The organism is Bradyrhizobium sp. UFLA05-153, from assembly GCF_054185185.1.
Genome location: NZ_JBBIAM010000030.1, coordinates 14687 through 39716 on the forward strand (window position 1 = coordinate 14687; position 25030 = coordinate 39716).

Annotated in this window: 27 protein-coding genes; 15 read left to right on the forward strand and 12 right to left on the reverse strand. The window is 62.6% G+C overall.

Annotation, left to right across the window (positions count from 1 at the left end; translation table 11 throughout):
* Positions 1-16 precede the first annotated feature (16 nt).
* Entirely contained in the window at positions 17-1273 is a 1257-nt protein-coding gene (locus tag Q2941_RS19460) for a flagellin N-terminal helical domain-containing protein (protein WP_254111647.1), read from the reverse strand.
* 133 nt (positions 1274-1406) lie between these two features.
* Here Q2941_RS19460 and Q2941_RS19465 point away from each other — a divergent pair, with 133 nt between their 5' ends.
* The 4 genes from Q2941_RS19465 (at position 1407) to flbT (ending at position 3188) form a co-directional block, all read left to right on the forward strand.
* Positions 1407-1685 (forward strand): hypothetical protein, encoded by a 279-nt coding sequence (locus Q2941_RS19465; protein ID WP_458193459.1) that lies wholly within the window; start codon positions 1407-1409, stop codon positions 1683-1685.
* Between the two features lie 86 nt (positions 1686-1771).
* Positions 1772-2140: a flagellar biosynthesis regulator FlaF gene (gene flaF / locus Q2941_RS19470; RefSeq protein WP_027526339.1), complete on the forward strand. Its 369-nt coding sequence runs from the start codon at positions 1772-1774 to the stop codon at positions 2138-2140.
* 27 nt (positions 2141-2167) lie between these two features.
* The gene (locus Q2941_RS19475) at positions 2168-2533 is read left to right on the forward strand and encodes a hypothetical protein (RefSeq protein WP_027526338.1); all 366 of its coding nucleotides are present in this window, start codon (positions 2168-2170) and stop codon (positions 2531-2533) included.
* Positions 2534-2801: 268 nt separating this feature from the next.
* Entirely contained in the window at positions 2802-3188 is a 387-nt protein-coding gene (gene flbT / locus Q2941_RS19480) for a flagellar biosynthesis repressor FlbT (protein ID WP_027526337.1), read from the forward strand.
* Positions 3189-3273: 85 nt separating this feature from the next.
* Here flbT and Q2941_RS19485 read toward each other — a convergent pair whose 3' ends face one another.
* The 4 genes from Q2941_RS19485 to Q2941_RS19500 all read right to left on the reverse strand — a co-directional run bounded on the left by Q2941_RS19485 (position 3274) and on the right by Q2941_RS19500 (position 5800).
* A complete protein-coding gene (locus Q2941_RS19485; RefSeq protein WP_458193460.1) occupies positions 3274-3636 on the reverse strand; it encodes a FlaG family protein in 363 nt (120 codons plus the stop codon).
* Between the two features lie 146 nt (positions 3637-3782).
* Entirely contained in the window at positions 3783-4298 is a 516-nt protein-coding gene (locus tag Q2941_RS19490) for a hypothetical protein (RefSeq protein ID WP_027526335.1), read from the reverse strand.
* A gap of 12 nt (positions 4299-4310) precedes the next feature.
* Positions 4311-4676, reverse strand: coding sequence for a flagellar assembly peptidoglycan hydrolase FlgJ (gene flgJ / locus Q2941_RS19495; protein ID WP_458193461.1), 366 nt, complete (start codon positions 4674-4676; stop codon positions 4311-4313).
* Positions 4676-5800: a flagellar basal body P-ring protein FlgI gene (locus tag Q2941_RS19500; protein ID WP_458193462.1), complete on the reverse strand. Its 1125-nt coding sequence runs from the start codon at positions 5798-5800 to the stop codon at positions 4676-4678. Before Q2941_RS19500 ends, flgJ begins: the two co-directional genes overlap by 1 nt.
* Before the next feature lie 269 nt (positions 5801-6069).
* Between Q2941_RS19500 and Q2941_RS19505 the strand changes: the two genes are divergently transcribed.
* Positions 6070-6486 carry a flagellar assembly protein FliX gene (locus Q2941_RS19505; RefSeq protein ID WP_458193463.1) on the forward strand — a complete coding sequence of 139 codons (417 nt, stop codon included), beginning with the start codon at positions 6070-6072 and terminating at the stop codon, positions 6484-6486.
* A gap of 220 nt (positions 6487-6706) precedes the next feature.
* On the opposite strand, the gene Q2941_RS19510 is transcribed toward Q2941_RS19505, so the two are convergent.
* Positions 6707-7078, reverse strand: coding sequence for a winged helix-turn-helix transcriptional regulator (locus Q2941_RS19510; protein WP_027526331.1), 372 nt, complete (start codon positions 7076-7078; stop codon positions 6707-6709).
* Between the two features lie 129 nt (positions 7079-7207).
* Here Q2941_RS19510 and Q2941_RS19515 point away from each other — a divergent pair, with 129 nt between their 5' ends.
* From Q2941_RS19515 to Q2941_RS19530, 4 genes are all read left to right on the forward strand, one after another.
* On the forward strand, positions 7208-7819 hold the full coding sequence (locus Q2941_RS19515) for an NAD(P)-dependent oxidoreductase (RefSeq protein WP_254111654.1): 612 nt from the start codon (positions 7208-7210) through the stop codon (positions 7817-7819).
* A 213-nt stretch (positions 7820-8032) separates the two neighbouring features.
* A complete protein-coding gene (dksA, locus tag Q2941_RS19520) occupies positions 8033-8398 on the forward strand; it encodes an RNA polymerase-binding protein DksA (RefSeq protein ID WP_085966600.1) in 366 nt (121 codons plus the stop codon).
* A gap of 413 nt (positions 8399-8811) precedes the next feature.
* A complete protein-coding gene (locus tag Q2941_RS19525; RefSeq protein WP_458193464.1) occupies positions 8812-9840 on the forward strand; it encodes an SDR family oxidoreductase in 1029 nt (342 codons plus the stop codon).
* 86 nt (positions 9841-9926) lie between these two features.
* Complete coding sequence (locus Q2941_RS19530) at positions 9927-10706, forward strand: 2-keto-4-pentenoate hydratase (RefSeq protein WP_458193466.1); 780 nt, start codon at positions 9927-9929, stop codon at positions 10704-10706.
* Between the two features lie 266 nt (positions 10707-10972).
* Here Q2941_RS19530 and flgH read toward each other — a convergent pair whose 3' ends face one another.
* From flgH to flgF, 4 genes are read right to left on the reverse strand one after another with little or no spacing between them, the layout of a single operon-like run.
* Complete coding sequence (flgH, locus tag Q2941_RS19535) at positions 10973-11737, reverse strand: flagellar basal body L-ring protein FlgH (RefSeq protein WP_027526326.1); 765 nt, start codon at positions 11735-11737, stop codon at positions 10973-10975.
* 3 nt (positions 11738-11740) lie between these two features.
* Complete coding sequence (gene flgA / locus Q2941_RS19540) at positions 11741-12841, reverse strand: flagellar basal body P-ring formation chaperone FlgA (RefSeq protein WP_458193467.1); 1101 nt, start codon at positions 12839-12841, stop codon at positions 11741-11743.
* Positions 12842-12850: 9 nt separating this feature from the next.
* The gene (flgG, locus tag Q2941_RS19545; RefSeq protein ID WP_027526324.1) at positions 12851-13639 is read right to left on the reverse strand and encodes a flagellar basal-body rod protein FlgG; all 789 of its coding nucleotides are present in this window, start codon (positions 13637-13639) and stop codon (positions 12851-12853) included.
* A gap of 21 nt (positions 13640-13660) precedes the next feature.
* Positions 13661-14422, reverse strand: coding sequence for a flagellar basal-body rod protein FlgF (gene flgF / locus Q2941_RS19550; protein ID WP_027526323.1), 762 nt, complete (start codon positions 14420-14422; stop codon positions 13661-13663).
* Positions 14423-14809: 387 nt separating this feature from the next.
* On the opposite strand from flgF, the gene fliL reads away from it, so the two are divergent.
* From fliL to Q2941_RS19570, 4 genes are read left to right on the forward strand one after another with little or no spacing between them, the layout of a single operon-like run.
* Complete coding sequence (gene fliL / locus Q2941_RS19555; RefSeq protein WP_027526322.1) at positions 14810-15310, forward strand: flagellar basal body-associated protein FliL; 501 nt, start codon at positions 14810-14812, stop codon at positions 15308-15310.
* Between the two features lie 30 nt (positions 15311-15340).
* The gene (gene fliM, locus Q2941_RS19560; RefSeq protein ID WP_027526321.1) at positions 15341-16543 is read left to right on the forward strand and encodes a flagellar motor switch protein FliM; all 1203 of its coding nucleotides are present in this window, start codon (positions 15341-15343) and stop codon (positions 16541-16543) included.
* On the forward strand, positions 16540-16986 hold the full coding sequence (locus Q2941_RS19565; RefSeq protein ID WP_027526320.1) for a DUF6468 domain-containing protein: 447 nt from the start codon (positions 16540-16542) through the stop codon (positions 16984-16986). The genes fliM and Q2941_RS19565 overlap by 4 nt, the downstream gene beginning before the upstream one ends.
* 9 nt (positions 16987-16995) lie before the next feature.
* Positions 16996-17772, forward strand: a complete 777-nt coding sequence (locus Q2941_RS19570; RefSeq protein WP_027526319.1) for a MotE family protein — start codon at positions 16996-16998, stop codon at positions 17770-17772.
* Between the two features lie 1629 nt (positions 17773-19401).
* On the opposite strand, the gene Q2941_RS19575 is transcribed toward Q2941_RS19570, so the two are convergent.
* Together Q2941_RS19575 and Q2941_RS19580 are read right to left on the reverse strand one after the other, a co-directional pair.
* Entirely contained in the window at positions 19402-19590 is a 189-nt protein-coding gene (locus Q2941_RS19575) for a hypothetical protein (protein ID WP_027526317.1), read from the reverse strand.
* Between the two features lie 146 nt (positions 19591-19736).
* Positions 19737-22922, reverse strand: a complete 3186-nt coding sequence (locus Q2941_RS19580; RefSeq protein WP_458193468.1) for a VCBS domain-containing protein — start codon at positions 22920-22922, stop codon at positions 19737-19739.
* 444 nt (positions 22923-23366) lie between these two features.
* Here Q2941_RS19580 and Q2941_RS19585 point away from each other — a divergent pair, with 444 nt between their 5' ends.
* Both Q2941_RS19585 and Q2941_RS19590 read left to right on the forward strand, forming a co-directional pair.
* The gene (locus tag Q2941_RS19585; RefSeq protein WP_027526316.1) at positions 23367-24026 is read left to right on the forward strand and encodes a FecR family protein; all 660 of its coding nucleotides are present in this window, start codon (positions 23367-23369) and stop codon (positions 24024-24026) included.
* Between the two features lie 53 nt (positions 24027-24079).
* Positions 24080-24943, forward strand: a complete 864-nt coding sequence (locus tag Q2941_RS19590; RefSeq protein ID WP_458193469.1) for a tetratricopeptide repeat protein — start codon at positions 24080-24082, stop codon at positions 24941-24943.
* Positions 24944-25030: the final 87 nt, after the last annotated feature.

Genomic DNA, 25030 nt, shown 5'->3' on the forward strand with positions numbered 1-25030 from the left:
TCGCCGAAACTAGCCGTCAGCGCAGGAGCTGCAGCACACTCTGCTGCGACGTATTTGCGAGTGCCAGCGCCGACACCGCGATCGACTGGCGGGTCGACAGCGCCTGGCTGTTGGCCGCTTCCTCGTTGGAATCCGCGAGCGTCAGATTGGATGAACCGGTCTGCAGCACGTTGATGATCTGCTTCGAGAAGTCCTGGCGAATTTGCACGATCGACAAATTGGCGCCGAACGCAGAGGCTTGCGACCGCAGCGTGATGCTGGCGGTATTGAGAGCGGTCAGCACCTTGCCGGTCAGCACGTTGTCCGTGAAATCAGTGCCGGGGGTGAGGTTGCTCAGGCCGAGACCGTTCGGATTGAAGGTGACGCCTGCGATCGTCAGCGTCGATTTACCGGTCTCGTCGAATATCATCTTCAGCGAATTGCCATCCAGCAGGTTGACGCCGTTGAAGGAGGCGTCCTGCGCGGTGGTGGTGATCTGCTGAAGGATCTGGTTGTACTGGCTGACGAGGGTCGCGCGAGCCTGCTGCGACACCGGGTCGGGGACTGCGGCAACGACCGTGCCGCCGGCGCCGCCACCCGCGGCATTGGCGCTGATGTTGATGGCATCGAGCGCAGTGGGAGCCGTGGCGGCGGCCGTACCCGTGATCACCTGTCCCGCGCCGTCATTGGTCGATGTGAAAGTCAAGCTGTCCGGGCCGGTGATCGACGTCGACAGGTTGACGCCCGCATCCGCCAGCGCCTGATTGAGCTGGGCCAGTGACTGAACCTGCGCGGTCAGGGTCACCGGGTTGAAGCTCGACGGCGACGTGCCAATCGTGATCGTGACTGCGGTGCCGACGGAATTCGTGAACGTGTAGACGCCGCCGTTGAGCTTGCTGGTCGTGAGGTCTGCGGCAGTGGCCCCGCCGGTCGCGGTGGGAACGCCCGTGCCGGTGAACTGGATGTTGGATTTGGTGCTGTAGCCCGTGGGTTGCTGCAGTGACTGATTGGCGATCGACTTCGCAGTATCGACCAGCTTCTGCAGCGAGGTGATGCCGGTGTCGGCCGCCTGCAGGACCTGCACGCCGTTGCCGATGCTGTCGAGCAGGTTGCTGATGTCGCTGGCGCGGGCATCTAGACCGGCGGCGGTGAAGAAGTTGGTCGGATTGTCGAGCGCGCTGTTGACCTTCTTGCCGGTGGCAAGACGGGTCTGCGTGGTCGAGAGCAACTGGGCGGTTCCCTGCAGCGAGAGCAGGTTTTGGCGGACTGCCGCGGTAAGGACGACGTCGGACATTTGAATGGCTTCCCTAGGTGCGCACGCCAGCCTGGTTCGGGCACACGTTTTTTGGTTCCAACCATCGGAGAGTGTGAAGAATAGCTTTTAAAATATGGTTAACTGCTGGTTATGAAACGTGGTTAATGAGACGTTGAAGCATCATCTCGGCCACTTCGTGTGCTTCGCTGGAGTCGGCGGCGGCCTGGTTATTGGCGCAGCGGCGCTGTTCAACCGTGGGGCACCGGGCGGTGTCGGTCTGCTCGGCAGAGTCAGAATGCCGATCAGCGCTGATCCGATCCAAAATGTCGTCTTGCGGCGGCGGGCGGTTGTCGCGACTACCACTGCATTATTTTTGCGCGCTGAAGACTTACTTCATACAGCCGCCAGCGGCGATGCGCCTTTTGCTGACGCTAAATCGAGCAGCAAGTAAGTTAATCTTAATTGGCCTTCCTTAGGGATTATCAAGAGGAAATCCGGAAGCTTGTCTGCGGAAAAAAGGGGTTGCTGAGGTGACGAATGTCTAATGCTGCCGCTCAAGCCTATGCGCGCGTCGCGAATACCACTTTGTCTCCGCGGGACACCGAAGCCCAGGCATTGTTGATGGCTGCGAACAAGCTGCAGGCCGTCATGACCAATGCTGACGCGACCTACGCGCAGATGTCGGAAGCGCTGATCTTCAATCGCAAGCTCTGGACGATCTTTCTCAGCGAAGCGCAGCGCGATGAGAACCCGCAGCCGGTGCAGGTGCGGCAGAACATCGCCAATATCAGCGTCTTCGTGCTGTCCCAGACGGCGGCGCTGCAGATCAGCCCTCAGCGCGAGCATCTCAAGCCGTTGATCGAGATCAACCGCAACATTGCAGCCGGATTGAGTGGGCGCGCCTGAGAGGACGTGCCGGCGGGAGTTTTTGAGATGGTGGATTTCTTCAGCATCCTGAGCAGCAGCTACGCGTCGGCGCCAACGCCATCATCGTCCAAGACGAAGTATGTCCCGGTCGATCCCACTCTCTATACCGGGACGTGGACGGGCACGTATTCCACCGGCGAGAAGTTCTCGCTTACGATCTCGGAAGTTCAAGGGTTTCGCGCCAAGGTGAAATACCAGAGCGGCACGGGTCCGATTCAATACCAGGATGTGTTGATCAAGGATCATGCCTTCCGGTTCGGCGACACCAAGTTCGCATTGACGAAGACAGGTCACGCCCAGATCGGGACGGTCGTCACTAATCCGGCAACGGGCGCCAGCGTGCTCAACAAGGCCCCCGCGACCCTCCAGTGACCGCGCCGGGTTCGCGTCACGCCGCGCGTCCGGTCCGTTTTTCCGGACCTGGGGAGTTAAGGTCTCGTTAACCAAACGAATTTACGGTTTGGCAACCGAAGCTCGCGCGTTGGGCCGGCTGGCTCCAAGCGAGCCACGGTCGACGAGGCGACATGCCCCGAGATTTGCGCGATTCGTTCGGTTGCAGGATCGGTTCAGTGCTAAAATGCGGGCGGTCGGGGGTGTGGTCGAATCACTCGCTCTTGTTTGAGAGCAGGAGGTAGCAGCGATGGCGCTGAAAGTTGAACTGAAGCCCTTCGAGCGAATTATCATCGGCCAAAGCCTCATCACCAACTCCGACACGCGCACCAAGCTATTGATCTCGGGGGAGGCGCCAATTCTGCGGGAGAAGGACATCCTGACCGCGGAGACCGCCAATACGCCGGTGAAGCGGCTCTATCTCTGCGTCCAGATGATGTACCTGGAGAACGACATCCCGAAATACCAGGACCTCTATGTGGGCTTCGTCAAGGATTTGCTGGAGGCGGTGCCGAGCCACAGAAAGTCGATTGAGACTGCGAGCAAGCTGATCCTGAGCGGCTCTCTCTACAATTCACTGAAAGAAATCCAGAAACTCATCAAACGTGAAGCGGAACTGCTGAATCAGGCCGTCTAGTTCTGCGGCTCATGCCCAAGCGTCCGTGGCCGTGAGGGTTGCGGGCCGCCGCGGCTAGGTCCAACGACTGATCGGTCTCACCTCTTCAGGCGCTGCGGTCTGTGGAGAGGGGATGCACCGCATCGGCCTTGCTGAGGTCGAGCGCGTGGAAATAGGCGCGGCGGCGCAGCATCGCTTCGTCCGGAAATTGCGTCACGACCGCGTCGGTCTCTCGATTGACGACCTGGAAGACGAAGGATGCGGCGGCCTGGTCGAACACGACCAGGCGCGACATGTTTTCATTCTGCTGCAAATCATTGCGTGCGCTCGCGCCAGCGTCGCTTGCGTTGACGGTCTGACGTGCCGGCAAATCGGTCGGCACAGCATCGTTCGCCGCCGGCCTCGACGTCGTTACGGGTAGCACGGGGGCCGGGATCCCCACCGGCCGGATGCTGAAATCTGTACTCATGGCGCCCTCCTGGTGCCTTGCGAGTCAAATCCCACCCCTTCACTCGGCGCAACTATGGAGGCTTATTGTTAAAGGTCCAGTTAGGAAATATGGCTAACGGTGCCGCTGATTCGCGGTGCAAATTTTCCTAGAATTGTGCGAAGTGCTCAGAGCGAGCGGCTGACCGAGAGCGGCGTGATGTGGCGCGGACCTGGTGCGGCGCGCCGGCCGGCGGCGGTGTAGGTGTTCGGCACGTTGCGCTTCTGGATCTCGGCGTTGACGCCGCGGATCACGCTTTCGGACACCGCGTGTGCGGTTGCGAGCACGGTGAGGTTGACCTGGAGCATGGCGCGGAAGGCATCGTGATGGCGATGCAACGTCGAGAGCAGCTCGGGCGCGGATTTCGCAAGCTGGGTCTGGTTCGCCTTGAGCTGGCTCACGGCGCCGACGTAGCGGCGGGACAATTCCTGCTTCTTCGATTCAAATGCCAGCGCTTCGCGCAGGCGGCCGGCACGCACCAGCTCGGTCTCCCGTTCGATCAGCCCGAGCAGCGCGCTCATCGCGTCCATCAGCTCCTCGGCGAGCTTGCGCGCCTCGGCGCTGCCCGGCGCGCTCGCGCTGCCGGGTGCAGCGGCAGCGCGAGGGGCGGGCACCGGCTGACGTGACGCGTTGAAGTGGTTCATGTCGTTTGTACCTTATGCCGTGCGGATGGTTTTCGCCTGCTGCAGGATGAGGGTGCGGTAGACTTCGCTGGCCACGCCGACGCCGCCGGCATTGGCGAAATTCTTCGAGTATTGCTCGGTCAGCATCGAGCGCCACACGCCGGTGCCGACCGTGTCGCCGAACGGGCCCTCGCCCTTCAGGCCCGACGTCATCTGCGAGAACATCGCGTTGAGGAACATGCCCTCGAAGTCGGTCGCGGTCTTCTGGGCCTTGGCCTGCTGCCGCGGCGAGACCTTTTGCAGGGCGCTCGCGAGCTCGAAGTCGGGCCGGCCGTTGCGGCTCTGCACCGCGAATGCGGAGGAGGCGATGGGGGCCGAATTGGTCATGCCGGTCTGCATCACATCACCTCGATATCGGCTTCGATCGCGCCGGCGGCCTTGATCGCCTGGAGAATGCTGATGAGATCGCGCGGGCCGATGCCGAGGCCGTTGAGGCCGTCGACGAGTTGCTGGAGCGAGACGCCGTCCTTGACGACCGCGAACTTCTTGCCGTCCTCGGTGACGCTGACGCCGGTGCGCGGGGTGACCACGGTGCGGCCGCGCGACAGCGGATTGGGCTGGCTCACTTGCGGGCTTTCGGAGATCGTGACGGTGAGATTTCCTTGCGCGACCGCGACGGTGGCGACGCGAACGTCGCGGCCCATCACAATGATGCCGCTTCGTTCGTCGATGATGATTTTCGCGGCGAGATCCGGATCGACCTGGAGCTGCTCGATCTCGGTGAGGAAGGCGACGACGTTGCCCTTGAACTCCGGCGGGATCGAGAGCTGCACGGTGGAGGGATCAATCGGCTCGGCGCTCTTGACGCCGAGATAGTCGTTGACGGCCGCCGCGATGCGCTTTGCCGTGGTGAAGTCGGCGTTGCGCAGTGCCAGCCGCACGTTCGGCAGGCGGTTCAGCGCGAACTCGATCTCGCGCTCGATGATGGCGCCGTTGGCGATGCGCCCCACCGTCGGCACGCCGCGGACGATTTTTGCAGCTTCGCCCTCAGCCTGGAAGCCGGAGATCGCGAGCGAGCCCTGGGCGACTGCATACACGTTGCCGTCGGCACCGAGCAGGGGGGTGACGAGCAGCGTGCCGCCCTGCAAGTTCTTGGCATCGCCAAGCGCGGACACCGTGACGTCCATGCGCGTGCCCTGCGTCGCGAAGGCCGGGAGATTGCCGGTCACCATGACGGCGGCGACGTTGCCGGTGCGGATGGTGGCACCGCGGATGTTGACGCCCATGCGCTCGAGCATCGCCTGCAGCGACTGCTTGGTGAAAGGGATGTTGTTGAGCGTGTCGCCGGTGCCATTGAGGCCGACGACGAGGCCGTAGCCGATGAGCTGGTTCTGCCGGACGCCTTCGATGTTGGCGAGGTCCTTGATGCGCGAGGTCGCGCTTGCAGGCGCGGCCGAAAGCGCCAGCGCTGACAGCGCGGCACATGCCACCCCCAATAACCTTGCCCAACGCACGCTTGGCATCCTCTGCTCCCCGAGGCTCCTTTAGATCTCGGACCTTCTCGACACTCCCATGACAAGCTGGCCCGATCCTCTCTATGCGAGCGCTGTGCCAGCATGGTGAGTCAAGCTAGGTGACTGAATAGGTTGATTAAACTGCGCTTCATCAGCGCCAGCCGATGTTCTCCTTACGGAGCGAAACTGCCGCCTGTCGGCAGATTTTGCCGAGCCGTTTACGCCTCATTAACCATAATGCGGCGAAGCTGCCGTCATCGATCACGCGGATTCCTGCGATGCGCATCTACGGACCGAACGGCACCACACTTGGAGCGCCCGCCAGCCAGACCAGGCGGACGGGCTCCGGTACCTTCGTGCTGCCCGACACCTCCTCGACGCAGGAGACCAAGTCCGCATCCGCGCCGAAGGCGGCCGCCGCCAACATCGATGCGCTGCTCGCGCTGCAGGGCATCGAGGAGGACCCGGTCGAGCGGCGCAAGCGCTCGGTCGCCCGCGGCAAGACCGCGCTCGACGTGCTCGACGATCTCAAGATGGGACTGTTGTCGGGCAATCTCGATGCCTCGACGGTCATGCGCTTGCGCGATGCGGCAGCGAACCTCAAATCGTCTTCGGGTGATCCCGGCCTTGATGCCGTGCTCTCCGAGATCGAGCTACGCGTCGAGGTCGAACTCGCCAAGGCCGGGCAGGGCTGACGCTTATCGTCAGTTAGTTATCCGTCACCCCCGCGCAACGGCGAAGCCGTTGCCGAAGCGAAGCGGAGGCCTCGAAGGGCGACGGCCCGGCTGTTGCCGCAAGAGCATCGAGCGCGCTGATCCATCTCGGCCGTTCATCCTTCGAGGCTCCCAGCGCGATACTGCGTATCGCGCGGCTCGCACCTCAGGATGACGGGTCTGCTATTTGCGTGCTCATCAACTACGCCGCTTCCTGCTTCTGCTGCGCGTCGTAGCGGCGCTGTGCGGCGAGGACGTCCTTCAGGTTCTGCTCGGCCCAGTCGCGCAAGGGATCGACTGCGGCCGCTAATGTCAGCCCGAGCTGCGTGATCGAATACTCGACCGTTACCGGAACGGTTGCGATGGCGCGGCGCTTGATCAATCCGTCGCGTTCGAGTGACTTGAGAACCTGGCTCAGCATCTTCTGCGAAATGCCTTCAATCGTCCGGCGCAACTGATTGAAACGCATCGCATCCTCGCGCAGCAGCAACAGGATCAGCACCGCCCATTTGTCACCGACGCGATCGAGGATCTGGCGTGTCGGGCAATTGGCTGCGTAGACGTCGGGCTTCATGTCTTCGTTCCTCGCGAACTGTTCCGGTTACTCCTGCGTAAGCAGGTAAGCCAAAAGTGCTCTCTTAACACCAGCATTCTTTGCGATATCTAGTCACTGCTAGTTACCACAGAAGCGAAGGAGCCTTCCATGAAAATCGCAGTCACCGGGGCCTCGGGCCGGGCCGGTTCGGAGATCACCAGGGAACTGTCCCGCCGCGGCCATGCCGTCACCGCCATCGCCCGGAACCCGGAGAAGATCGCTCATCTGTCCAACGTCACCCCGACCAAGGGCGACGTGCTCGACCAGGCAGGGCTCGCCAAGCTGTGGGCCGGGCATGACGTCGCCATCAGTTCCGTTCACTTCCTGGCCAGCGACCCAGACAAGCTGATTGGCGCTGCCAAGGACTCGAAGGTGGGCCGCTACCTCGTGGTCGGCGGTGCCGGCAGCCTCGAGGTTGCTCCCGGCGTGAAACTGGTCACAACCCCCGGTTTTCCCGCCCAATACAAGGCCGAGGCGGAGAAAGGTTCCGAATTCCTCGACCTGCTGCGGCAGGAAAAGGAGCTGAACTGGACCTTCGTCTCGCCCTCGGCCCTGTTCGTGGAGGGTGAGCGGACCGGCAAGTTCCGGCTTGGGACCGATCAGCTTCTCGCAGATGCGAGCGGGAAGAGCTGGATCACCTTCGCCGATTACGCGATTGCGCTCGCCGACGAGATCGAGCGGCCTTCGCATCTGCGGAAGCGTTTCACGGTCGGCTACTGAGTGGATAACCGCCCCCAGGCGCTTGCCGATAAACCTGCCGGTGCAAGGACTTGGGGGCGGTAACGCCAAGATCAGGGAAATATTGTCTGTCACAGGAGGCCGCTATATAAGGCCCGGCTCAACGGACCCTGTTCGTTGCGAGTCGTCGCTTAGAAAGATAGGCCACCCTTGGAAAAGTTGAAAAATTACCGACCGACCGAAAAAGAGCCTTTCATGAACGACCGGCAGAAGGAGTACTTCCGTTTGAAGCTCCTCGCCTGGAAGGATGAGATCCTCAAAGAGTCCAAGCTCACCCTGCAAGCCCTGCAGGAGGAGAACGTGAACCACCCCGATCTCGCTGATCGGGCTTCGTCCGAAACCGACCGTGCCATCGAACTCCGCGCCCGCGACCGCCAGCGCAAGTTGATCGCCAAGATCGATGCAGCGCTTCAGCGTATCGAGGACAACACCTACGGCTATTGCGAAGAGACCGGCGAGCCGATCTCGTTGAAGCGGCTGGAAGCCCGCCCGATCGCGACGCTGTCGGTGGAAGCGCAGGAGCGCCACGAGAAGCGCGAGAAGGTCTATCGCGACGAATAGGCGTTGAGCCGTAAGCAGCGGCTCCGCATGCAAGACGCATCTGGCGCGCAGCGTCGCGCCGTGCTCGATTTTTTTCGTGCCGATATTGCACGCGTCCGGAACCCCGCATGGCGAACGCGAAAAATGAATCGCGATCAAGGGGCTAGACTCAACTCCTTCATGCTTACGTGAGCTCGCATGAGAAAGAGCCTTCACTTCAGGTGAGGATGTTTTTGCGAGTCCGGGCAACGGGATCGACTCGACTTCTAAGGATGCGACCGGCGGGACGAGACATCGTCGTCATCACGCATCCTGCACCTCTGAGCGCAGGGTGCGCGCCGCCATAAATCCTGGACCGGCTCAACAACTCCTTAAAGGCCGGCAGCAGGGTTCGGTGGACAAATTTGCCTGCCCGCGAGAGAAGGGTTTGCGACATGAGCACTGTTCTGGTCACGGGCGGGTCGGGTTTCGTCGGCATCCATGCCGTCCTGCAACTGCTGGCCGCGGGCCACGAGGTGCGGACCACGGTCCGTCGACCGGACCGGCAGGCCGATGTGCTGGCGATGCTGCGCGAAGGCGGTGTCGATGCGGCCGAGCGGCTCGCTTTCTTTATCGCCGACCTGACCCGGGACGAGGGCTGGCGCGAGGCGGTCGCGGGCTACGACTATGTCCTGCATGTGGCTTCGCCGCTCTCGACCACAGTCCCGAAGGACGAGAACGAGATGATCATTCCGGCCCGCGACGGCACGCTGCGGGTGCTGCGCGCCGCGCGTGAGGCGGGCGTCAAGCGCGTGGTCGTCACCTCGTCGCTGGGCGCGGTCGGCTACGGCCATCCGCCGCGCGCAACGCCGTTCGACGAGACCGACTGGACCAATCTCGACGGTGCTGACGTGCAGCCTTACGTCAAATCCAAGACGCTGGCCGAGCGGGCGGCCTGGGATTTCGTCGCCCGCGAAGGAGGCGGCCTCGAGCTCGCCGTCGTCAATCCCACCGGCATTTTCGGTCCCGTGCTGGGGCCGGATTTCTCGGGCTCGATCGAGATCGTTAAATTACTGCTCAATGGCGCCATGCCGGCGGTGCCGCGGATCTATTTTGGTCTGGTCGACGTGCGCGACGTCGTCGACCTGCATCTGCGGGCGATGACCGCGCCCGAGGCCAAGGGCGAACGGTTCATCGCGGTCGCTGGGGAGACGCTGTCGCTGCTCGACATCGCCAACGTGCTGAGGCGGGAGCTGGGGCCGGCGGCGCGCCGGGTTCCACGCCTTCAGGCGCCGGATTGGCTGGTGCGCCTCGCCGCGACCGGCGTTCCCATGCTGCGCTATACCTTGCCGATGCTCGGCAAGGTGCGGCGGTCGACCAGCGCCAAGGCGGGGCGGCTCCTCGGCTGGCAAGCGCGCTCCAATGACGAGGCAATTCTGAGCTCGGCCGAGAGCCTGATCCGGCTTGGCCTCGTCAAGGCGTGACGCGCGCCCCTCCCGCAGCGCTTGTCAGGCGGGAGCGGGGATGGTGAAGTGCGGCCTTGAGTTGCGTAGCGTGGGAGTCGGCGCCGATGGACAAAATTCTCGCAGCCGCAAAGGCGATCGCGCTTGCGCGCCGCAACCATGCTCCCCTCGCGCCGCTCGAGGTTCCCCCACGCGATGAGGAGGAGGGTTACAAGATTCAGCGCGCGCTGCACGACCTGCTGCAACCACATGTCGGCTCGCTGGTCGGCTACAAGATCGGCTGCACCAGCCCGGTCATGCAGGACTACATGCAGATTGACCATCCCTGCGCCGGCGGCGTGTTCGAGAAGGTCGTGTATGACAGCCGCGCAAAACTGGCCGTCTCCGACTATGTCCGCGTCGGCGTCGAATGCGAGATCGCCGTGCGGCTGAAGCGCGACCTTGCCCCCGGCGAGGCGCCGTTCACCGCCGAATGGGTGGGAGAGGCGGTCGACGCCTACGCCCCCGCGATCGAGATCGTCGATGACCGTTATGTGAAATGGGAGACGATGGGCGCGCCGACGCTGATCGCGGATGATTTCTTCTCCGCCGGCTGCGTGCTTGGCGCCACGGTCGACCGCGCCAATGTACCCGATCTTCGGGCGGTCGCCGGCCGCGCCCTCGTCAACGGCGAGGAGGCGGGCAAGGGCACCGGCGCCGACGTGCTCGGCCATCCCCATAACGCACTCGCCTGGCTCGCCAATCATCTTGCCACCGAAGGCAAGGGCCTGCATGCCGGCCAGCTCGTGCTCACCGGCAGCCTCGTGAAAACGCTGTGGCTGAAGGCCGGCGACAAGGTACGGATGGAGCTGGATGGGCTGGGCGTGGTGGAGGCGAAGTTTACGTGAAGGCATAACGTCATTCCCCGCCGTCATTGCGAGGAGCGAAGCGACGAAGCAATCCAGAATCCCTCCGCGGAAAGGCTCTGGATTGCTTCGCTGCGCTCGCAATGACGGAGTGTGTGTTGGCGGCTGAGCGATTAGTCGTAACTCGCTGCCGCAACCACCAACAGCAAAAATCATGCGGCCTCCGGCAGGGGAGCTACCGGAGGCCGCGTAGAACATCGCGTTGTGCCTAGGTTCACAACGAGATGTGGGAGCTCTTAAAGAAACTCTTAGAACGGCAGCAGCACGTCCATCACTTGCTGGCCGTAGCGCGGCTGCTGCACGTCGGTGATCTGGCCGCGGCCGCCATAGGCGATGCGGGCCTGGGCGATCTTGCTGGAGTCGATGGTGTTGTCGCTCTGGATGTCCTCGGGCCGGACGATGCCGGCGACGACCAGCTCGCGGATCTCGTAGTTGACGCGGATTTCCTGCTTGCCTTCGACGACGAGGTTGCCATTCGGCAGCACCTGGGTGACGACGGCCGCGACGTTGGTCTGCAAGGCTTCCTGGCGCTGGACCGAGCCCTTGCCGTCGGCGGAGGACGTCGAGTCAGTGGTGAGAAGACGGCCGGGCAGGATCTTGAGCGGCTGTGTGATCGTCTGGCTGCCGATAAAATCGGTAATCCCCGAATCTTCCTTGGCGGTCCGGCTGCGCTGGGTCTCGTTGGCGATGTTGGCCTTGTCCGTGAAATTGACCGTCACCGTCAGGAGGTCGCCGACCTGATGGGCGCGCTGGTCCTTGAAGAAGGCGCGGCTGCCGTTGCGCCAGAGCGAGTTCGGATTGTAGGAGGCGACTTCCGGCTTCGGCATCGGCATCTGCACCGGCTTGTAGCCGGGCTGCGTCGTCGGATTGTCGATCGCGGACAGTTTCGGCTGTTCGCCGATCTGCGACAGACGGTCGATCGAGGAACACCCGCTCGCAAAGGCGAAAGTTGCGAGCAGCGTGCCGGAGAGGGCGATACGACGAAGACGGGCCACGGAACGGAACTTGGACATGACTTACTCTGACTTGGCTTGTGCTTGCGCGATCTGGGTTGGCGAAACGGGGGCCTGGATCAGGCTTTGGGCGAGGGCGGCCGCTGCCGGCGTCTCCTCGCGCTTGAGGGATGACGTCTGCTCGACCGCAGGCGCGGCAGGCGCGGACTGGCTCGCGCCCTGCACAGTGACCTGGCCGCGGCCGGTGACGATGCCCTGGAGCGTGCGCTTGGACTGCATGTTGAGGACGGAGACGGTGTCGCCCTCGGAGCCGCTGTCGACCGCCTTGCCGCGGGTCGTGAGATAGAGGCCCGGCACCTGGTAGATGATGGTGACGTTCTGGTCGCGCTGCACGAGGTCGGGCTTTGCGATGTCGGCGACGCGGATCGGGGTGCCTGCTCGCATCGGATGACGGAGCTGCATGCCGACGGCACGCTCGCGCGAGGCCGCTTCGCCCTGAATGTCCGCCTTCGGGCGGCGCTCCAGCGTGACGTCGGACGACTTCAGCATCTCGGTGCGGTCGATGTCGCGGGTCAGCACGGCAACCTCGACGGTTTCAATCGCGGTGCCGGTCAGGCGCAGCCTGGCCGGCGCGAGGCTGTTCTCGTTGTTGATCTCGAAGCTCAGATCGAAGCGGCCGCTGCGCGCGTCGTAGCGCGTGGCAGTCGCCTGGAGCGCGCCGGTGTTGGAGGCGTCCAGCCGTACGTCGGAAACGCCGCGGTCGAAGGTAACGGTGATGTTGGCGGCATCCCCGAGGCCGAAGCGGCGCTCCAGCGCGGAGGCGACCGCGAGCTCGAGGTCCTTGTTGGCAAGCGTGCGCGCGAGCCGCGTGACCGTGACTTCCTTGAGGTCGCCGGTCATCACGCCGATCACCTGTTTTGCGCGCAGCACGCTCAGGACGTTCGCAACCGGCAGCGCGCCGGTGGTTCCGAGATCGGGTGAGCGATAGACCGGAATCTGCGCGGCCGACCCTGCATTGTCGATGAGGTCGCCGACCCGCACCACGTCGGAGGTGACGGTGATGCTGGCGCGCAGCGTCGGCGGCGCGATGCCGTCGTCGGCGGCGCATGCCGGCGCGGACAGCGCGAGCAGGGCGGCGAGGGTGGTGATGGTCTTGCGCATCATCGTCATTCCCTAGCGGAACAGCGCCGTGGTGGATTGCATCATCTGGTCGGCGGCGCTGATCACCTTGGCGTTCATCTCGTAGGCGCGCTGTGCGGCGATCAGGTCGCTCATCTCCGAGACGACGTCGACATTGGCCTGTTCGAGGCTGCCTTGCGTGATCGTGCCGTAGCCTTCGGAGCTCGCGGTGCCGTCCTGCGGCGCTCCGGAGGAGGGCGTCTCGGTGAACTGGTTGTTGCCGACCGGCTGGAGGCCCGCCTTGTTGATGAAGCGCGTCAGCGCGAGCTGGCCGATGATGGTGGAGGTCGACGAGCCCGGCAGCGTCACCGAGACCTGGCCCTGCACGTTGACGGTGAGGCCCGAGGCGTTGTTCGGGATCGTGATGGTCGGCTGCACCGGGTTGCCCTGCGCGGTGACGATGCGGCCCTGGTTGTCCATCTGGAAGGTGCCGTCGCGGGTGTACTGGTAGGTCCCGTCGGGCATCAGGACCTTGAAGAAACCTTCGCCCGAGACCGCCAGATCGAGATCGTTACCGGTCTGCGACAGCGTGCCCTGCGTCATGCTGCGCGGCGTGCCGACCGTCTTGACGCCGCCGCCGATATCGACGCCGACCGGCAGGATGGTGCCCTGGTCGGACGACTGCGCGCCGACGCGGCGAATGTGCTCGTAGATCAGATCCTGGAACGCCGCGGTCTGCTTCTTGAAGCCGGTGGTGCGCAGGTTCGCGATGTTGTTGGAGATGACCTGCACGTTGAGTTCCTGTGCCGCCATCCCGGTCGCAGCGGTGTGAAGCGCTTGCATGTCAATCGTCTCCTAATGGCGTTACGCTGGAACGTCGGCGAGCTTCTCGATCGCCGATTTGTGCATGTCGCTCTGCTGCTGGAGCAGGTTGGCGACCTGGGTGTACATCCGCATCACCTCGACCATGCGGCTCATCTCGCCGACCGCGTTCACGTTCGACTTCTCGATGTAGCCCTGGCGCACGGTGGACTTGGCGTCTGCCTGCTGGTTCGCCGAACCCTGGGCGTAGAGATTGGCCCCCTGCTTGGCGAGCTTCTGCGGATCGTCGAAGGCGACCATGCGGATCTTGCCTCGGATGGAGTCGACGCGGGCGGTGCCCTCGAGCACCGTCACCGTGCCGTCGGGCGCGACGTTGATGTCGTGGTCGGTCGGCTGGAAGGTGATCGGGCCGGCATTGCCGAGCACGAGATTGCCGTCCGAGGTGACGAGCTGGCCCTGGTTGTTGAGCGAGAACTTGCCGTCGCGGGTGTAACGCTCGCCGCCGGCGGTCTGCACCGCGAAAAAGGAGTTGCCGTCGACCGCGAGGTCGAGCGGGTTCTTGGTCTCCTCCATCGGGCCCTGGCCGACGTCGCGGAAGGTGCCGCGGTCCTGCACATAGGAGACCCGGCGGTCGGAGCCGACGAAATTGTCCTCATGCGCGCGCGAGCTGAGGAATTCCTCAAACAGCGTGCGATCGGCCTTGAAGCCGTTGGTGTTGGCATTGGCGACGTTATTGGCGATGACATCCATCTGCCGTTCCAACGTCATCTGCCGCGATAAACCGACCAGAAGCGCGTTCTGCATCGGATGGTTCTCCCCTGTGGAGGTCCTGCTTCGCCGCTCTCCCAAGCGTCTTGGCCGACCCGTCGATGAGACCTTCGGGCTCTCCCAAACCGTCCGGTCTCGGCCTTTCCTCAGCGAAAGCCGTGCCAACTCAGAAAGTCACGTATTTGCAAGCGCTTAAGTGTTCGGGAGGGGTGTGCGGGGAGCGGCAGAAAGGTTCTGTTGACCATGTTTGCCCGGCAGATTTTTCCTAGCGCGGGGGCAATCGAAAGGTTCTGTTAACCATCATTACCGTAGCGTTTGCAGCTGTGAGGAGCGCGTTGCGCGCTGGGGCATTTGTTTCGCGTCAACGGCCGACCAGAGGTTTCGCTCTCTTAAGACCCTTTATAGTGAGCGAGCGCGGCGACCATGGCAGAGAATGAAGCGGAAGGCGGCGCAGCCACTGACGGCACTGAGGCGGCCCCGCCGAAGAACAAGCTCAAGCTCATCATCATCGCCGTCGCCGCGCTGGCCATTCTCGGCGGCGGTGCGGCGACCTGGTTTCTCTTCCTCCGTCATGGCGATGACGAGCACCATGCCGAGGCTGCGCCGCCGCCGAAGCCGCCGGCCTTCGTCGACGTGCCCGACATGATGGTCAACCTCGCCGGCGCGCCCGGCGAGCGCGTGCAATATCTGCGGCTGAAGATCGTGCTCGAACTGAAGGAAGAGAAGCAGATCGAGGCGATCAAGCCGACGATGCCGCGCGTCACCGATATCTTCCAGACGTATGTGCGGGAACTCCGCCCCTCCGACCTCAACGGCTCCGCCGGCATCTTCCGCCTCAAGGAAGAGCTGACCAAGCGCGTCAACGCGGCGGTCGCGCCGATCCAGGTCAGCGCAGTGCTGTTCAAGGAAGTCGTGGTGCAGTGACGGTGCAAGTGAAGGTAATGGGCTAGCGCCATGGCGGGCAACGATCCAGTCGACCAAGATGCCATAGCCGCCCAATGGGAGGCCTCGCTCGATTCCGAGGATCCCGCGGAGGCCGCGAAGGCTGCTGCCGAGAATGAACTATCCGAGACCATGGCCCTGCAATGGGCGGCCATGGTCGAGGACGGCAGCCGCGATCTCGGCAACGGCAAGAACTCAGGCGAGAGGGTGCTGTCGCAGGAGGAAATCGACAATCTCCTCGGCTTCACCGTCGGCGACGTCACGCTCGACGATCATTCCGGCATTCGCGCGATCATCGATTCGGCGATGGTCTCCTACGAGCGTCTGCCGATGCTCGAAATCGTCTTCGACCGCCTGGTGCGGTTGCTGACGACCTCCTTGCGCAATTTCACCTCGGACAATGTCGAAGTCTCGCTCGACCGCATCACCTCGGTGCGTTTCGGCGACTACATGAACTCGATCCCGCTGCCAGCCGTGCTCTCGGTGTTCAAGGCCGAGGAGTGGGAAAACTTCGGCATGGCGGTGGTCGACTCCAGCCTGATCTATTCGATGATCGACGTGCTGCTCGGCGGTCGGCGGGGCGCGAGCCAGCTCCGCATCGAAGGCCGGCCCTACACCACGATCGAGACCGAGCTGGTCAAGCGGCTGGTCGAGGTAGTGCTGGCCGATGCCGAACAGGCATTCCGGCCGCTGTCTCCGGTGACCTTCACGATCGACCGGCTCGAGACCAATCCGCGTTTCGCAGCGATCAGCCGTCCTGCGAACGCCGCGATCCTGGTGCGACTGCGCATCGACATGGAAGATCGTGGCGGCAACATCGAACTATTGCTGCCTTACGCGACCATCGAGCCGATCCGGGGCGTCCTGCTCCAGATGTTCATGGGCGAAAAGTTCGGCCGTGACACGATCTGGGAAGGCCATTTCGCCACCGAGATCGTCCAGGCCGAGATTGCAGTCGATGCCGTGCTCTACGAGGCCGACATTCCGCTCAAGCAGCTGATGCGGCTGAAGGTCGGCGACACGCTGCCGCTGGACATGCGCGCGGATGCCAACGTGACCGTGCGCTGCGGCAGCGTCACGCTGACCGAAGGGCGGATGGGGCGCGTCGGCGACCGCGTCGCGATCCGCGTGACGAAACCCCTGCGCAAGCCAGTTACGACACTTGCGATGTTCGAGAAGGTCGACGAGCAGAACAAGATGATGGAGGCACCATGAACCACTCCTTAGGCATGGCGATCGAGACGCTGGTCGCAATCCTCCTGATGCTGACGATCGGCTACTGCATCCTGCTCAACAAGCGGCTGACGCGGCTGAAGGCGGACGAGCATTCACTGAAAGCCGTCATCGCCGAGCTGATCACCGCGACCGAGATTGCCGAGCGCGCGATCGGCGGGCTGAAGCTCGCTGTCCGCGACGTCAACGAGAATCTCGGCAGCCAGCTCGCGGCCGCAACGCAGATGTCCGACCAGCTCTACCGCCAGCTCGGCGAGGCCGACAACGTGGTGCGGCGCCTCTCCAAGATCGCCATCGCTGCGCGCCCCGTGACGAATCCGGAAGCTGCCGCAGCCCCGGTCGCCAAGCCCTCTGCGGCGAAGGCGGTGGCGGCGGCTGCCGAAGCGTTCTCCGAGCGCAGAAGGTCCAACGGGCTTGCCGCATAAAGTCGCTGTATGAAATCCTTTCGTAACATCCGCGTCATTCCCGTCGTACTGATCGCAGTTGCCGCCCTTGCCACGCTGAAGGTCGCCGGCCTCGTGATCAACGGCGGCTATGTGTTCGACTACCAGCCGAAGACGACCAAGAAATCCTGGGCACAGGAGAACCTCAACTTCCCGACTGGCCGCGAAGATCCCGACATCACCGGCTCGACGCATGGCGCGCCGAAGGAGGCTTCCAAGGAAGATGCGCCGAAACCGGCCGCGCCCGAGACCAAGCCCGAAGGCCAGGTGATCAAGCCGGAAGAATCCCGCGAGCAGACCTCGCCTGCCGAGCGCGCGATTCTGGAGCGCTTGCAGAACCGCCGCCAGGAGCTCGAAGCGCGCCAGCGCGAGATCGACATTCGCGAGAGCCTGCTCAAGGCGGCCGAGAAGCGCATCGAGTCCAAGGTCGAGGAGATGAAGGCGGTGGAATCCCGCATCTCCACCACCGCGGCCGAGCAGAAGGCGGCGGAAGCTCAGCGCCTCAAGGGCCTCGTCACCACGTATGAGAGCATGAAGCCCAAGGACGCCGCGCGGGTGTTCGATCGGCTGGAGATGGGCGTGCTGATCGAGATCGCCACGCAGATCGCGCCGCGCAAGATGTCCGACATCATGGGGCTGATGTCGCCCGAGGCCGCCGAGCGGCTGACGGTCGAGATGGCCCGCCGCGCCGGTGGCGGAGGAGACCGTTCTGCCGATGCGGCCGATCTGCCCAAGATCGAGGGTCGCCCGACGCAAAAGCCGAATTGACCCGGAGGAGCTTGCCGCTCCACCGCGATGGGGCTGGGGGCTGAGGTTCGCGGTGGAGCGGAGCCGGAGAACCCCAATACTCAAGCGAAGCACCCCGGCGAGGACCATCTGCGCCTGTGATTCGGGCGTGTTGGCGGCCAATCCGAGGCGTTGTTGGTTCGCGCATAGCCGCTCGTTCAGCGCACCACTTCCCCCCGCGATGCCTTCTCTGCAATGCAGCATCGGTCGCTGCGAGAATGGATTAAGACGCCATTAGCTTCTGCGGATCATGCTTCTCAGCATGAGAGTTGCAATGGCTGCACTTGTTGCTCTCCTCGCCCTTCATTACGTGGATGAGCAACTATTCGGCGCCCGGTATACCCGAGGCGCTACCGCGATGCTGTCTCAGATCATGAGGTCGTTCGGCTAGGGCGCGTTCAGACCGGTTGTCTAGTTCGCGACCCGCTGGTGAACCCTGCGATCTCCGATATCGGCAGTCGTCGCATCGAACCACTTCCCGGCGGGAAGCGGGGTGCCGCATCGTTGCTTGATCAGATCCGCCTTCGTGACCCGCGTCACCAGATGCAGAGTGCTATGGCAACAGGCGCACTCGTAGACCTTCAGTGCATATCCTCTGGCGACTGGAACGAGAGCTATGAGTGCTCTTGCCCTGCTGCATATGATGCAATTGGCTTCCCCGCGCATCGATCGAGCCCCCGCCTGATCAATCGAAATCGGATCGTCACGATGCTATCTCATTCTGAGTCGCTCATCGGTTGCAACGTCTCAACGGTTGAGCGGGCGCGCTCGCAAAACCTCACCGCGCAGCCCGTCCTCACTCATGAAGTGAGCGACGAAGAGCCGCATCGCGTTGCAGATGCAATCAGATGGCGCTTCACGTTCTGAACGTGCGATGAGTTGACGCGCGCAAAATGTGAGATGGACGACAGTCGCGCAGCGCAGACTGGGACTAAGCTAGGGCCGTTCGCAAATCAGTGGCGCGGAGAGAGCGATGAACTACTGCTCATCCATAGCGGAACGCGCAATTGAGGCCATCAATCGTTTACTGATCGTGGCGATGACGTCCGCCTGGACATCGACCTTGGATCATCAGCACGCATTGCCGTCCTCTGAGGAAGACGACAGTGACGGTGACGTTTGTTCCCGGCAGCAGAGCTCCTCGGCGCCGGATTGGATCGGCAGGCCACATTGAAGGAGCCTCGCGGCATAGCCGCAGGTTGCGCTTAACACGCGACGTTGTGAGGCGTTGAACGATGCAGTGCCCGGCCTGATTGGGTCAGCGATTTCCGATCCGGGCGCGCCAACGTGCTTCGAAAGTGTCGTAGTCCACGGCCCACGCTTGCGAGTTCAAGGGATTGGCCGGGCTTGCTGCCGCCGCGCCTCTCACGTCCGCTTCCAAAACTGGTCGTGCCGAATTCTGCTTCGACCACTCCAGCTCCGATTTGGGGAGCATAGGCTTACCCTCGTACCAGCATTTCCTTCCATCGATGATGCGATAGGACCACCAGCGGCCCTGCGTCGACGAGGGCATCGCGCTGCTGCATTGTTGCTTCGCCACTGCATCGGGTATCCCGGCTGGCAAAAGCCAGGCCGCGCACGCGGCAAGGGCGATCGATCGGAGCCGGTTCCTCATTGGTCCGCAAAGGAACTGCTTCGCTGCTGTAAACGACTTACAGCGACGACCAGCTCGGGACGTTCGAGAACTTCGATCAGCTTGTCGAGAACACGCTCTGTGCTCTGAGGTCGCGGCTGGAGGTATTCTTCGAGGATCGATTGCGCTTCGCTAATCGCATCAAGTGCCAATTGTTGATCGGTCATCACTTCTTACCCATCCACAAATTCGCCAAGAATAGAGGTGAAAAAGATCAAGTCACTTTTGGGGAATATTCACGTTTTCCTTAGGCCTATGATCAAATTTTGTTTCGATCGGAACCTGAGCCATAGAGCCTACCGGTCGAAATTCTTCACACCATCAGCTCGTGGTGGAAGGCGGTCTGAGCGCTTGCCTCATGAACGGCCGGATTCAGCAGGTCAGCGGAGTCGTGCACGGGTGCAAGCGGTTCAACTGCTTGCACTCTGAGAAGTCCCGTGGGTGCGGTGTTTGCATCGACCGACGAAGGGGTAGGGAGCAGCTCCGTGAGCGCAACAGCGCCCGAGCCTTTGGCATCGGCAATTTCGTCCCTGAAGCGAAAGACCACTTCGGCGCTGAGCGCCGTGAGAAGATGTGAGTCCACGAGCGAGGGGGCAGGATCGGACAATTCGGAATGATCCGCGGCGGACTGAATGGGTGCGATGCCTTGCTCGCTTCTTGCGCCGGAGACCGGATTGGCCACGAACGAAAAAACAAAATGGTCGCTGTTGGCGAGATCGTTGGCATCGAGCGCGCTGATCGTCTCAGGCTTCGATTCAGCCTGACCGGTGTCGTCCGCACTCTTGGCGGCCGTCGTCGGGCTGCTGGAACCGGCCGCGACCACGTCGGTTTGGCTGGCGTCGTGCGTTGAGTCTGGACTGGCTGCCGAGTGGAGTGCCTGGCTGGCGTCGCTTGCGCTCGCCGTGCCGTCTTGTTTCGATGCCCCATCGGTTGGTGGCGGATCCGCTTGCGTTGCGGTGGCCGAGCTGTCGAGGTTCCGGAAGCCTGCGCCGTGGATGGTAATCGTCACCACCTGCGGGGTCCCGTCGATCGTGGTCACCGTGAAGGTATCGGTCAGCGTGTCGCACGCCTTGAGCGCCCGGACCGCGCAGTTGTCCTCGTCGAGCGTGTAGGTCCAAACGCCCGCCGCCGTCATCGTGAAGGTGCCGTAGCCGTGCGTGGTGCACTTTGGCGCGCAAACCGCGGTGAACATGTTGGACGGATTGTCGACATCGGTGTCGGTGAGCGTGCCGGTGGCCTTCGGTGCCTCCGGCGTCTTGCAGCCGGGTTCGGTTACCGAGCCCGTCGTGGTACCGGAGATGATGGCGGGGTCGTTGGCGCCCTGGATGGTGATCGTCACCACCTGCGGCGTGCCGTCGATCGTGGTCACCGTGAAGGTGTCGGTGAGCTTGTCGCAGACATTGAGCGCCTGCACCGCACTGTTGCTGTTGTCGAGCGTGTAGGTCCAGACGCCCGCTGCCGTCATTGTGAAAGTGCCGTAGCCGCCTGCGCTGGCCTTGGGTGAGCACACTGCGGTGAACGTGTTGGGCGGATTGTCGACGTCAGTATCGGTCAGCGTGCCGGTCGCAGTCGGCATACCCGGCTTGCAGCCGGCGGCCTCGACCACGCATCCGGTTGTCTTGCCGCAGATGATGGCGGGATCGTTGGCGCCATGGATGGTGACCGTCACCACCTGTGGCGTGCCGTCGATCGTGGTCACGGTGAACTTGTCGGTCAAGGTGTCGCCGACATTGAGCGCCTGCACTGCGCACTTGCTGTTGTCGAGCGTGTAGGTCCAGACGCCGGCCGCCGTCATCGTGAAGGTGCCGTAGCTGCCCGCTTCGGGACAGCCGATCGCCACGAAGGTGTTGGGCGTATTGTCGACGTCGGTGTCGGTCAGCGTACCGGTCGCGGTCGGAATTCCCGGCTTGCAGCCGGCCGCCTCGGTCACTGAGCCGGTCGTGTCGCCCGAGATGATCGCGGCATCGTTGGCGCCGTGGATGGTGATCGTCACCACCTGCGGCGTACCGTCGATGGTCGTCACGGTGAAGGTGTCGGTCAATGTGTCGCCGACATTGAGCGCCTGGACCTTGCTGTTGGCGTTGTCGACTGTGTAGGTCCAGAGGCCCGCCGCGGTCACGCTAAACGTGCCGTAGCCCCCCGTGCTGGCCTTCGAACTCACGACCGTGAAGGTGTTGGGCGTATTGTCGACGTCTTTATCGGTCATCGTGCCGGTTGCGGATATGCCAGGCGCCGTATTGGCGACGCCGCCCGCTTCGGTTGACGAGCCGGTCGTGACGCCGGAAATGACGGCGGCGTCATTGACGCCATCGATGTTGATTGTGAAGGTCTGAGCAGTGGTAAGGTTGCCGTCCGACACTGTAATGACGAAATCGTCGGTCGTTGGCGCCGTCAGCGCGTTGATGGCGTCACTGTTCGGTACGAAGGTATAGGCGCCGCTGGCGCTGTTCACATAGAGCGTGCCATAGGGGCTGCCTTTCGACACATCATACGTCACTCCACCCACGACCGTATCGCCGGCGGTCCCGCCGCTGATGCCGAAAAACAGTGGCGCGTCACTGGTGCTGCTGGCGCTGAACGTTCCGCTGGTCGCAGTGAAGGTGTCAAACACCACCGTATCGAGTTCGACCGGTCCCGACTGAATATTGAACGTCGGCGGCGAATGAAGGATGATGGGATTGTCGGGAACGACGACGGTGCTGGGCAGCACGATCGGAAGCGAATGTAGCTGCGCAGGGCCATCAGACTCTATGAAATTGATCGGCTCCAGCGGCAGCGTCTCCGGGAAGGGAGTCGTGCCGGAGCCCTTTGCCTCGATCTCCTTCGAGAGATTGGCCCAAACGTCATGCTCCGCCGCCTGGAGCTCCTCCATGCGAGCCAAACTATTGACGACCTGGTTGACGCTGACCGATGACCCGATCTTGTTGAGCACGACCGTCTCGCCAGGATCCTCCACGATGATGTGTCGTGGGATCGCCTCCTTTGTCACGATCTCGAACGCCCCGTGCTCGACGTCCTTGTACGTGATGCTGTCGTTGTCCAGGAACGTGATGTTCGCGTCTGCGGCCTCGGCACCCTTCAACATCGAGAACATCAATGCTCCGAGCGCCAGCATTCCGAACCCGCCCGTATGGATCCGGCCGCGAATGCTCCCAACGGGTGTGTCGAGCGTCAGGGCACCGCTCTTTGCCGACCGGCCGGCAACGAAAGCAAAGGTGCCCTTGGATATCGTGAGCAGGGCCGAACAGGAGGTGCCGTCGAGATCGTAGACGAATTCGCTCAGCTCCATGCGGGCGTCGCTGGAGAGGTTGAAAAAGGTGTCGTCAATGAAGCGGATGCCGATCCGACCGTCCGCGGCAGTCTCGATCACGTCACCAAGGCAGAGTGGATCGCCAACCATGACTTCGGTGGCGACACCGCTCGCGCGCCTGAGGATGCCGCAACCGATTGCCGTGTGAACGGTGCCGATTATCTTCGGAGGCGGGACCACGGAGGTCACGTCTCCGGCCTCAACGCCGGACGCAACTAACATAGCCTTCGACCTCGTCAGTCGAGGAATTCAGGCTCAGCGCGGCGCCGTTTTTCTTTCGCTCTGGTCTGCCCTCGCCACGAGGTCAACAAATCATGGCGCCGGCAGCCCGAGGCTCGCCCGCCGAAATCCTGATCGAGATGACCCAAGTCGATTCAAGAAAGAGGCGCGTTCAGCGCGAGGCCGCCGTGAACTACTTTCGTCTCGCTGAGTATCCGGCCCCTTCCATCGAAGCGATCTGCTCTTCCAAATAAGAGGTATTGCAATTTCGCGGTATTCCGGACCTGCGGAACAAAAATATGCCGCCGGGGTGGATTTAACAACAATTAAATTATACTATTTGCCGTCCTACTTGCGAATTTTGAAAGATCGCAGAGGACTGGGGCGAAGATCTTCTCGACGAAGGGGGAGGTCATGCGTGCATATTCGATATTCGGATTGGTGGCCGCCTTTGTTCTGACGCTCGCCGGTTTCTTGCCCGATGCTGCGCGCGCGCAAGTCGATTCCGCCAAGCCCGTCCTTCAAAACTTTTCATCGAAGCCAATTGGCAAGGTCGTAACCGCCGCGGGCTCGGTCACGATCGAGCACGCGAACGCGGTCGTCGTTCAGGCCAACGTGCCCCCCCAAGCCAATCAGACGAAAGCCGGCGATCTCGTCTATCTGGGGGACGTGGTACAGACGGGGGATGACGGTCGGGTTGGCATCAACTTTACCGATGGCAGCTCGTTCAATCTGTCGAGCAACGCGCACATGACCTTGGACGAGTACGTCTACGACCCGAACGGAAAGTCCAATTCGACTTTCTTCAGCCTCGCCAAAGGGACGTTCACCTTCGTTGCCGGCAAAGTCGCGAAAACTGGTGACATGAAGGTCGACACCCCGGCCGCAACAATGGGCATCCGAGGCACCACGCCGCATGTCGAGATATCCGACAACGGGTCGGTGAAATTCTCTACCCTCATCGAAGAGGGCAAGAGCAAGAGCAAGGTGACAAAGAAATCCGCCGCGTCCACCGGGCCATCCGAACAGAAAGCCGACCGCAAGCTCAACTTGAACATCTGCCGACGGTGCTAGAAGCCTTTCACCAGGGATGGAAGTTTCCTCAGTCCGTGATCGGGATTCCCGATATGAAGCCGAGTGCGACAGGAACCATCACCGGCGGCGTGGCGTCCGGTCTCATCCTGCTATTGCTCGAGCTGCCGGCGGTGGCGCAGGCGCCGAAGCAGGAAGGGGGTTATCTCAAGACGATCGAGCTGTGCAACAGCGTCGGGCGCGCCTCGCTCGAAGCGCGAATTGATGGTTGCACCGCGTTCATCGACGCGCACCCAGGCGCGACGAAGGCCTTGGCCATCGCTTATAACAACCGTGGCAACGCTTATGCCGAAACGGGACACTATGACCGAGCCATCCACGATTTCGATCAATCGATCGAGCTCAACCCGGGCTATACCAAGGCCTTCAACAACCGCGGTGTGGCCCAACTGATGAAAGGCGAATACGACCTCGCGATCGCGTCATTGGATGAGGCCATCAAGCTCAATCCCAACTACGGCGAGGCCTTCGCGAACCGTGCAGAGGCCAACCTGCGAAAGAACGCGTACGATCGTGCGGCGCAAGATTACGACGCGGCCATTCGCTTGCGGCCAGATATGGCTGGCGCGTGGAGCGGACGCTGTTGGGCCCGCACAATGCAGGGCGCTTTACAGGCTGCGCTCGAAGACTGTAACAAGGCGCTGCAATCGGGATCAGGCAATGCGGCAACGTACGATTCACGTGCTCTGGTCCTCCTGAAAATGGGCCAGCTCGCCGCCTCCATCGATGACTACAACTTGGCGCTGCGGCTCGAGCCGAAACTGGCGAGCGCGCTTTATGGGCGCGGGCTCGCCCGGCTCAAACAAGGCGACAAGGCTGGCGGTGACGCCGATATCGTGGCGGCACAGACAATTCAGCCCAGGATCGACGACGATTTCGCGCGCTACGGCCTGCGGTAGTTGCTGAGGCCCGCATTCGCAAACATGGACTGCGACTGTCGAGGTATCAAAATCCGGTATTCAGGCGGGTTCGGTGGTGCTTAGATT

Bases quoted from the DNA above. Each gene is read 5' to 3' on its own strand.
- Q2941_RS19510 (WP_027526331.1), bottom strand. From the start codon at position 7,078: ATGAAGCCCGACGTCTACGCAGCCAATTGCCCGACACGCCAGATCCTC.
- Q2941_RS19590 (WP_458193469.1), top strand. From the start codon at position 24,080: ATGAAGCCGAGTGCGACAGGAACCATCACCGGCGGCGTGGCGTCCGGT.
- Q2941_RS19530 (WP_458193466.1), top strand. From the start codon at position 9,927: ATGGACAAAATTCTCGCAGCCGCAAAGGCGATCGCGCTTGCGCGCCGC.
- fliL (WP_027526322.1), top strand. From the start codon at position 14,810: ATGGCAGAGAATGAAGCGGAAGGCGGCGCAGCCACTGACGGCACTGAG.
- Q2941_RS19505 (WP_458193463.1), top strand. From the start codon at position 6,070: ATGCGCATCTACGGACCGAACGGCACCACACTTGGAGCGCCCGCCAGC.
- Q2941_RS19500 (WP_458193462.1), bottom strand. From the start codon at position 5,800: ATGCCAAGCGTGCGTTGGGCAAGGTTATTGGGGGTGGCATGTGCCGCG.
- dksA (WP_085966600.1), top strand. From the start codon at position 8,033: ATGAACGACCGGCAGAAGGAGTACTTCCGTTTGAAGCTCCTCGCCTGG.
- flaF (WP_027526339.1), top strand. From the start codon at position 1,772: ATGTCTAATGCTGCCGCTCAAGCCTATGCGCGCGTCGCGAATACCACT.
- fliM (WP_027526321.1), top strand. From the start codon at position 15,341: ATGGCGGGCAACGATCCAGTCGACCAAGATGCCATAGCCGCCCAATGG.
- flbT (WP_027526337.1), top strand. From the start codon at position 2,802: ATGGCGCTGAAAGTTGAACTGAAGCCCTTCGAGCGAATTATCATCGGC.
- Q2941_RS19565 (WP_027526320.1), top strand. From the start codon at position 16,540: ATGAACCACTCCTTAGGCATGGCGATCGAGACGCTGGTCGCAATCCTC.
- flgJ (WP_458193461.1), bottom strand. From the start codon at position 4,676: ATGCAGACCGGCATGACCAATTCGGCCCCCATCGCCTCCTCCGCATTC.
- Q2941_RS19570 (WP_027526319.1), top strand. From the start codon at position 16,996: ATGAAATCCTTTCGTAACATCCGCGTCATTCCCGTCGTACTGATCGCA.
- flgF (WP_027526323.1), bottom strand. From the start codon at position 14,422: ATGCAGAACGCGCTTCTGGTCGGTTTATCGCGGCAGATGACGTTGGAA.
- Q2941_RS19475 (WP_027526338.1), top strand. From the start codon at position 2,168: ATGGTGGATTTCTTCAGCATCCTGAGCAGCAGCTACGCGTCGGCGCCA.
- Q2941_RS19485 (WP_458193460.1), bottom strand. From the start codon at position 3,636: ATGAGTACAGATTTCAGCATCCGGCCGGTGGGGATCCCGGCCCCCGTG.
- Q2941_RS19575 (WP_027526317.1), bottom strand. From the start codon at position 19,590: ATGACCGATCAACAATTGGCACTTGATGCGATTAGCGAAGCGCAATCG.
- Q2941_RS19585 (WP_027526316.1), top strand. From the start codon at position 23,367: ATGCGTGCATATTCGATATTCGGATTGGTGGCCGCCTTTGTTCTGACG.
- flgH (WP_027526326.1), bottom strand. From the start codon at position 11,737: ATGTCCAAGTTCCGTTCCGTGGCCCGTCTTCGTCGTATCGCCCTCTCC.
- Q2941_RS19490 (WP_027526335.1), bottom strand. From the start codon at position 4,298: ATGAACCACTTCAACGCGTCACGTCAGCCGGTGCCCGCCCCTCGCGCT.
- Q2941_RS19460 (WP_254111647.1), bottom strand. From the start codon at position 1,273: ATGTCCGACGTCGTCCTTACCGCGGCAGTCCGCCAAAACCTGCTCTCG.
- Q2941_RS19515 (WP_254111654.1), top strand. From the start codon at position 7,208: ATGAAAATCGCAGTCACCGGGGCCTCGGGCCGGGCCGGTTCGGAGATC.
- flgG (WP_027526324.1), bottom strand. From the start codon at position 13,639: ATGCAAGCGCTTCACACCGCTGCGACCGGGATGGCGGCACAGGAACTC.
- Q2941_RS19525 (WP_458193464.1), top strand. From the start codon at position 8,812: ATGAGCACTGTTCTGGTCACGGGCGGGTCGGGTTTCGTCGGCATCCAT.
- flgA (WP_458193467.1), bottom strand. From the start codon at position 12,841: ATGATGCGCAAGACCATCACCACCCTCGCCGCCCTGCTCGCGCTGTCC.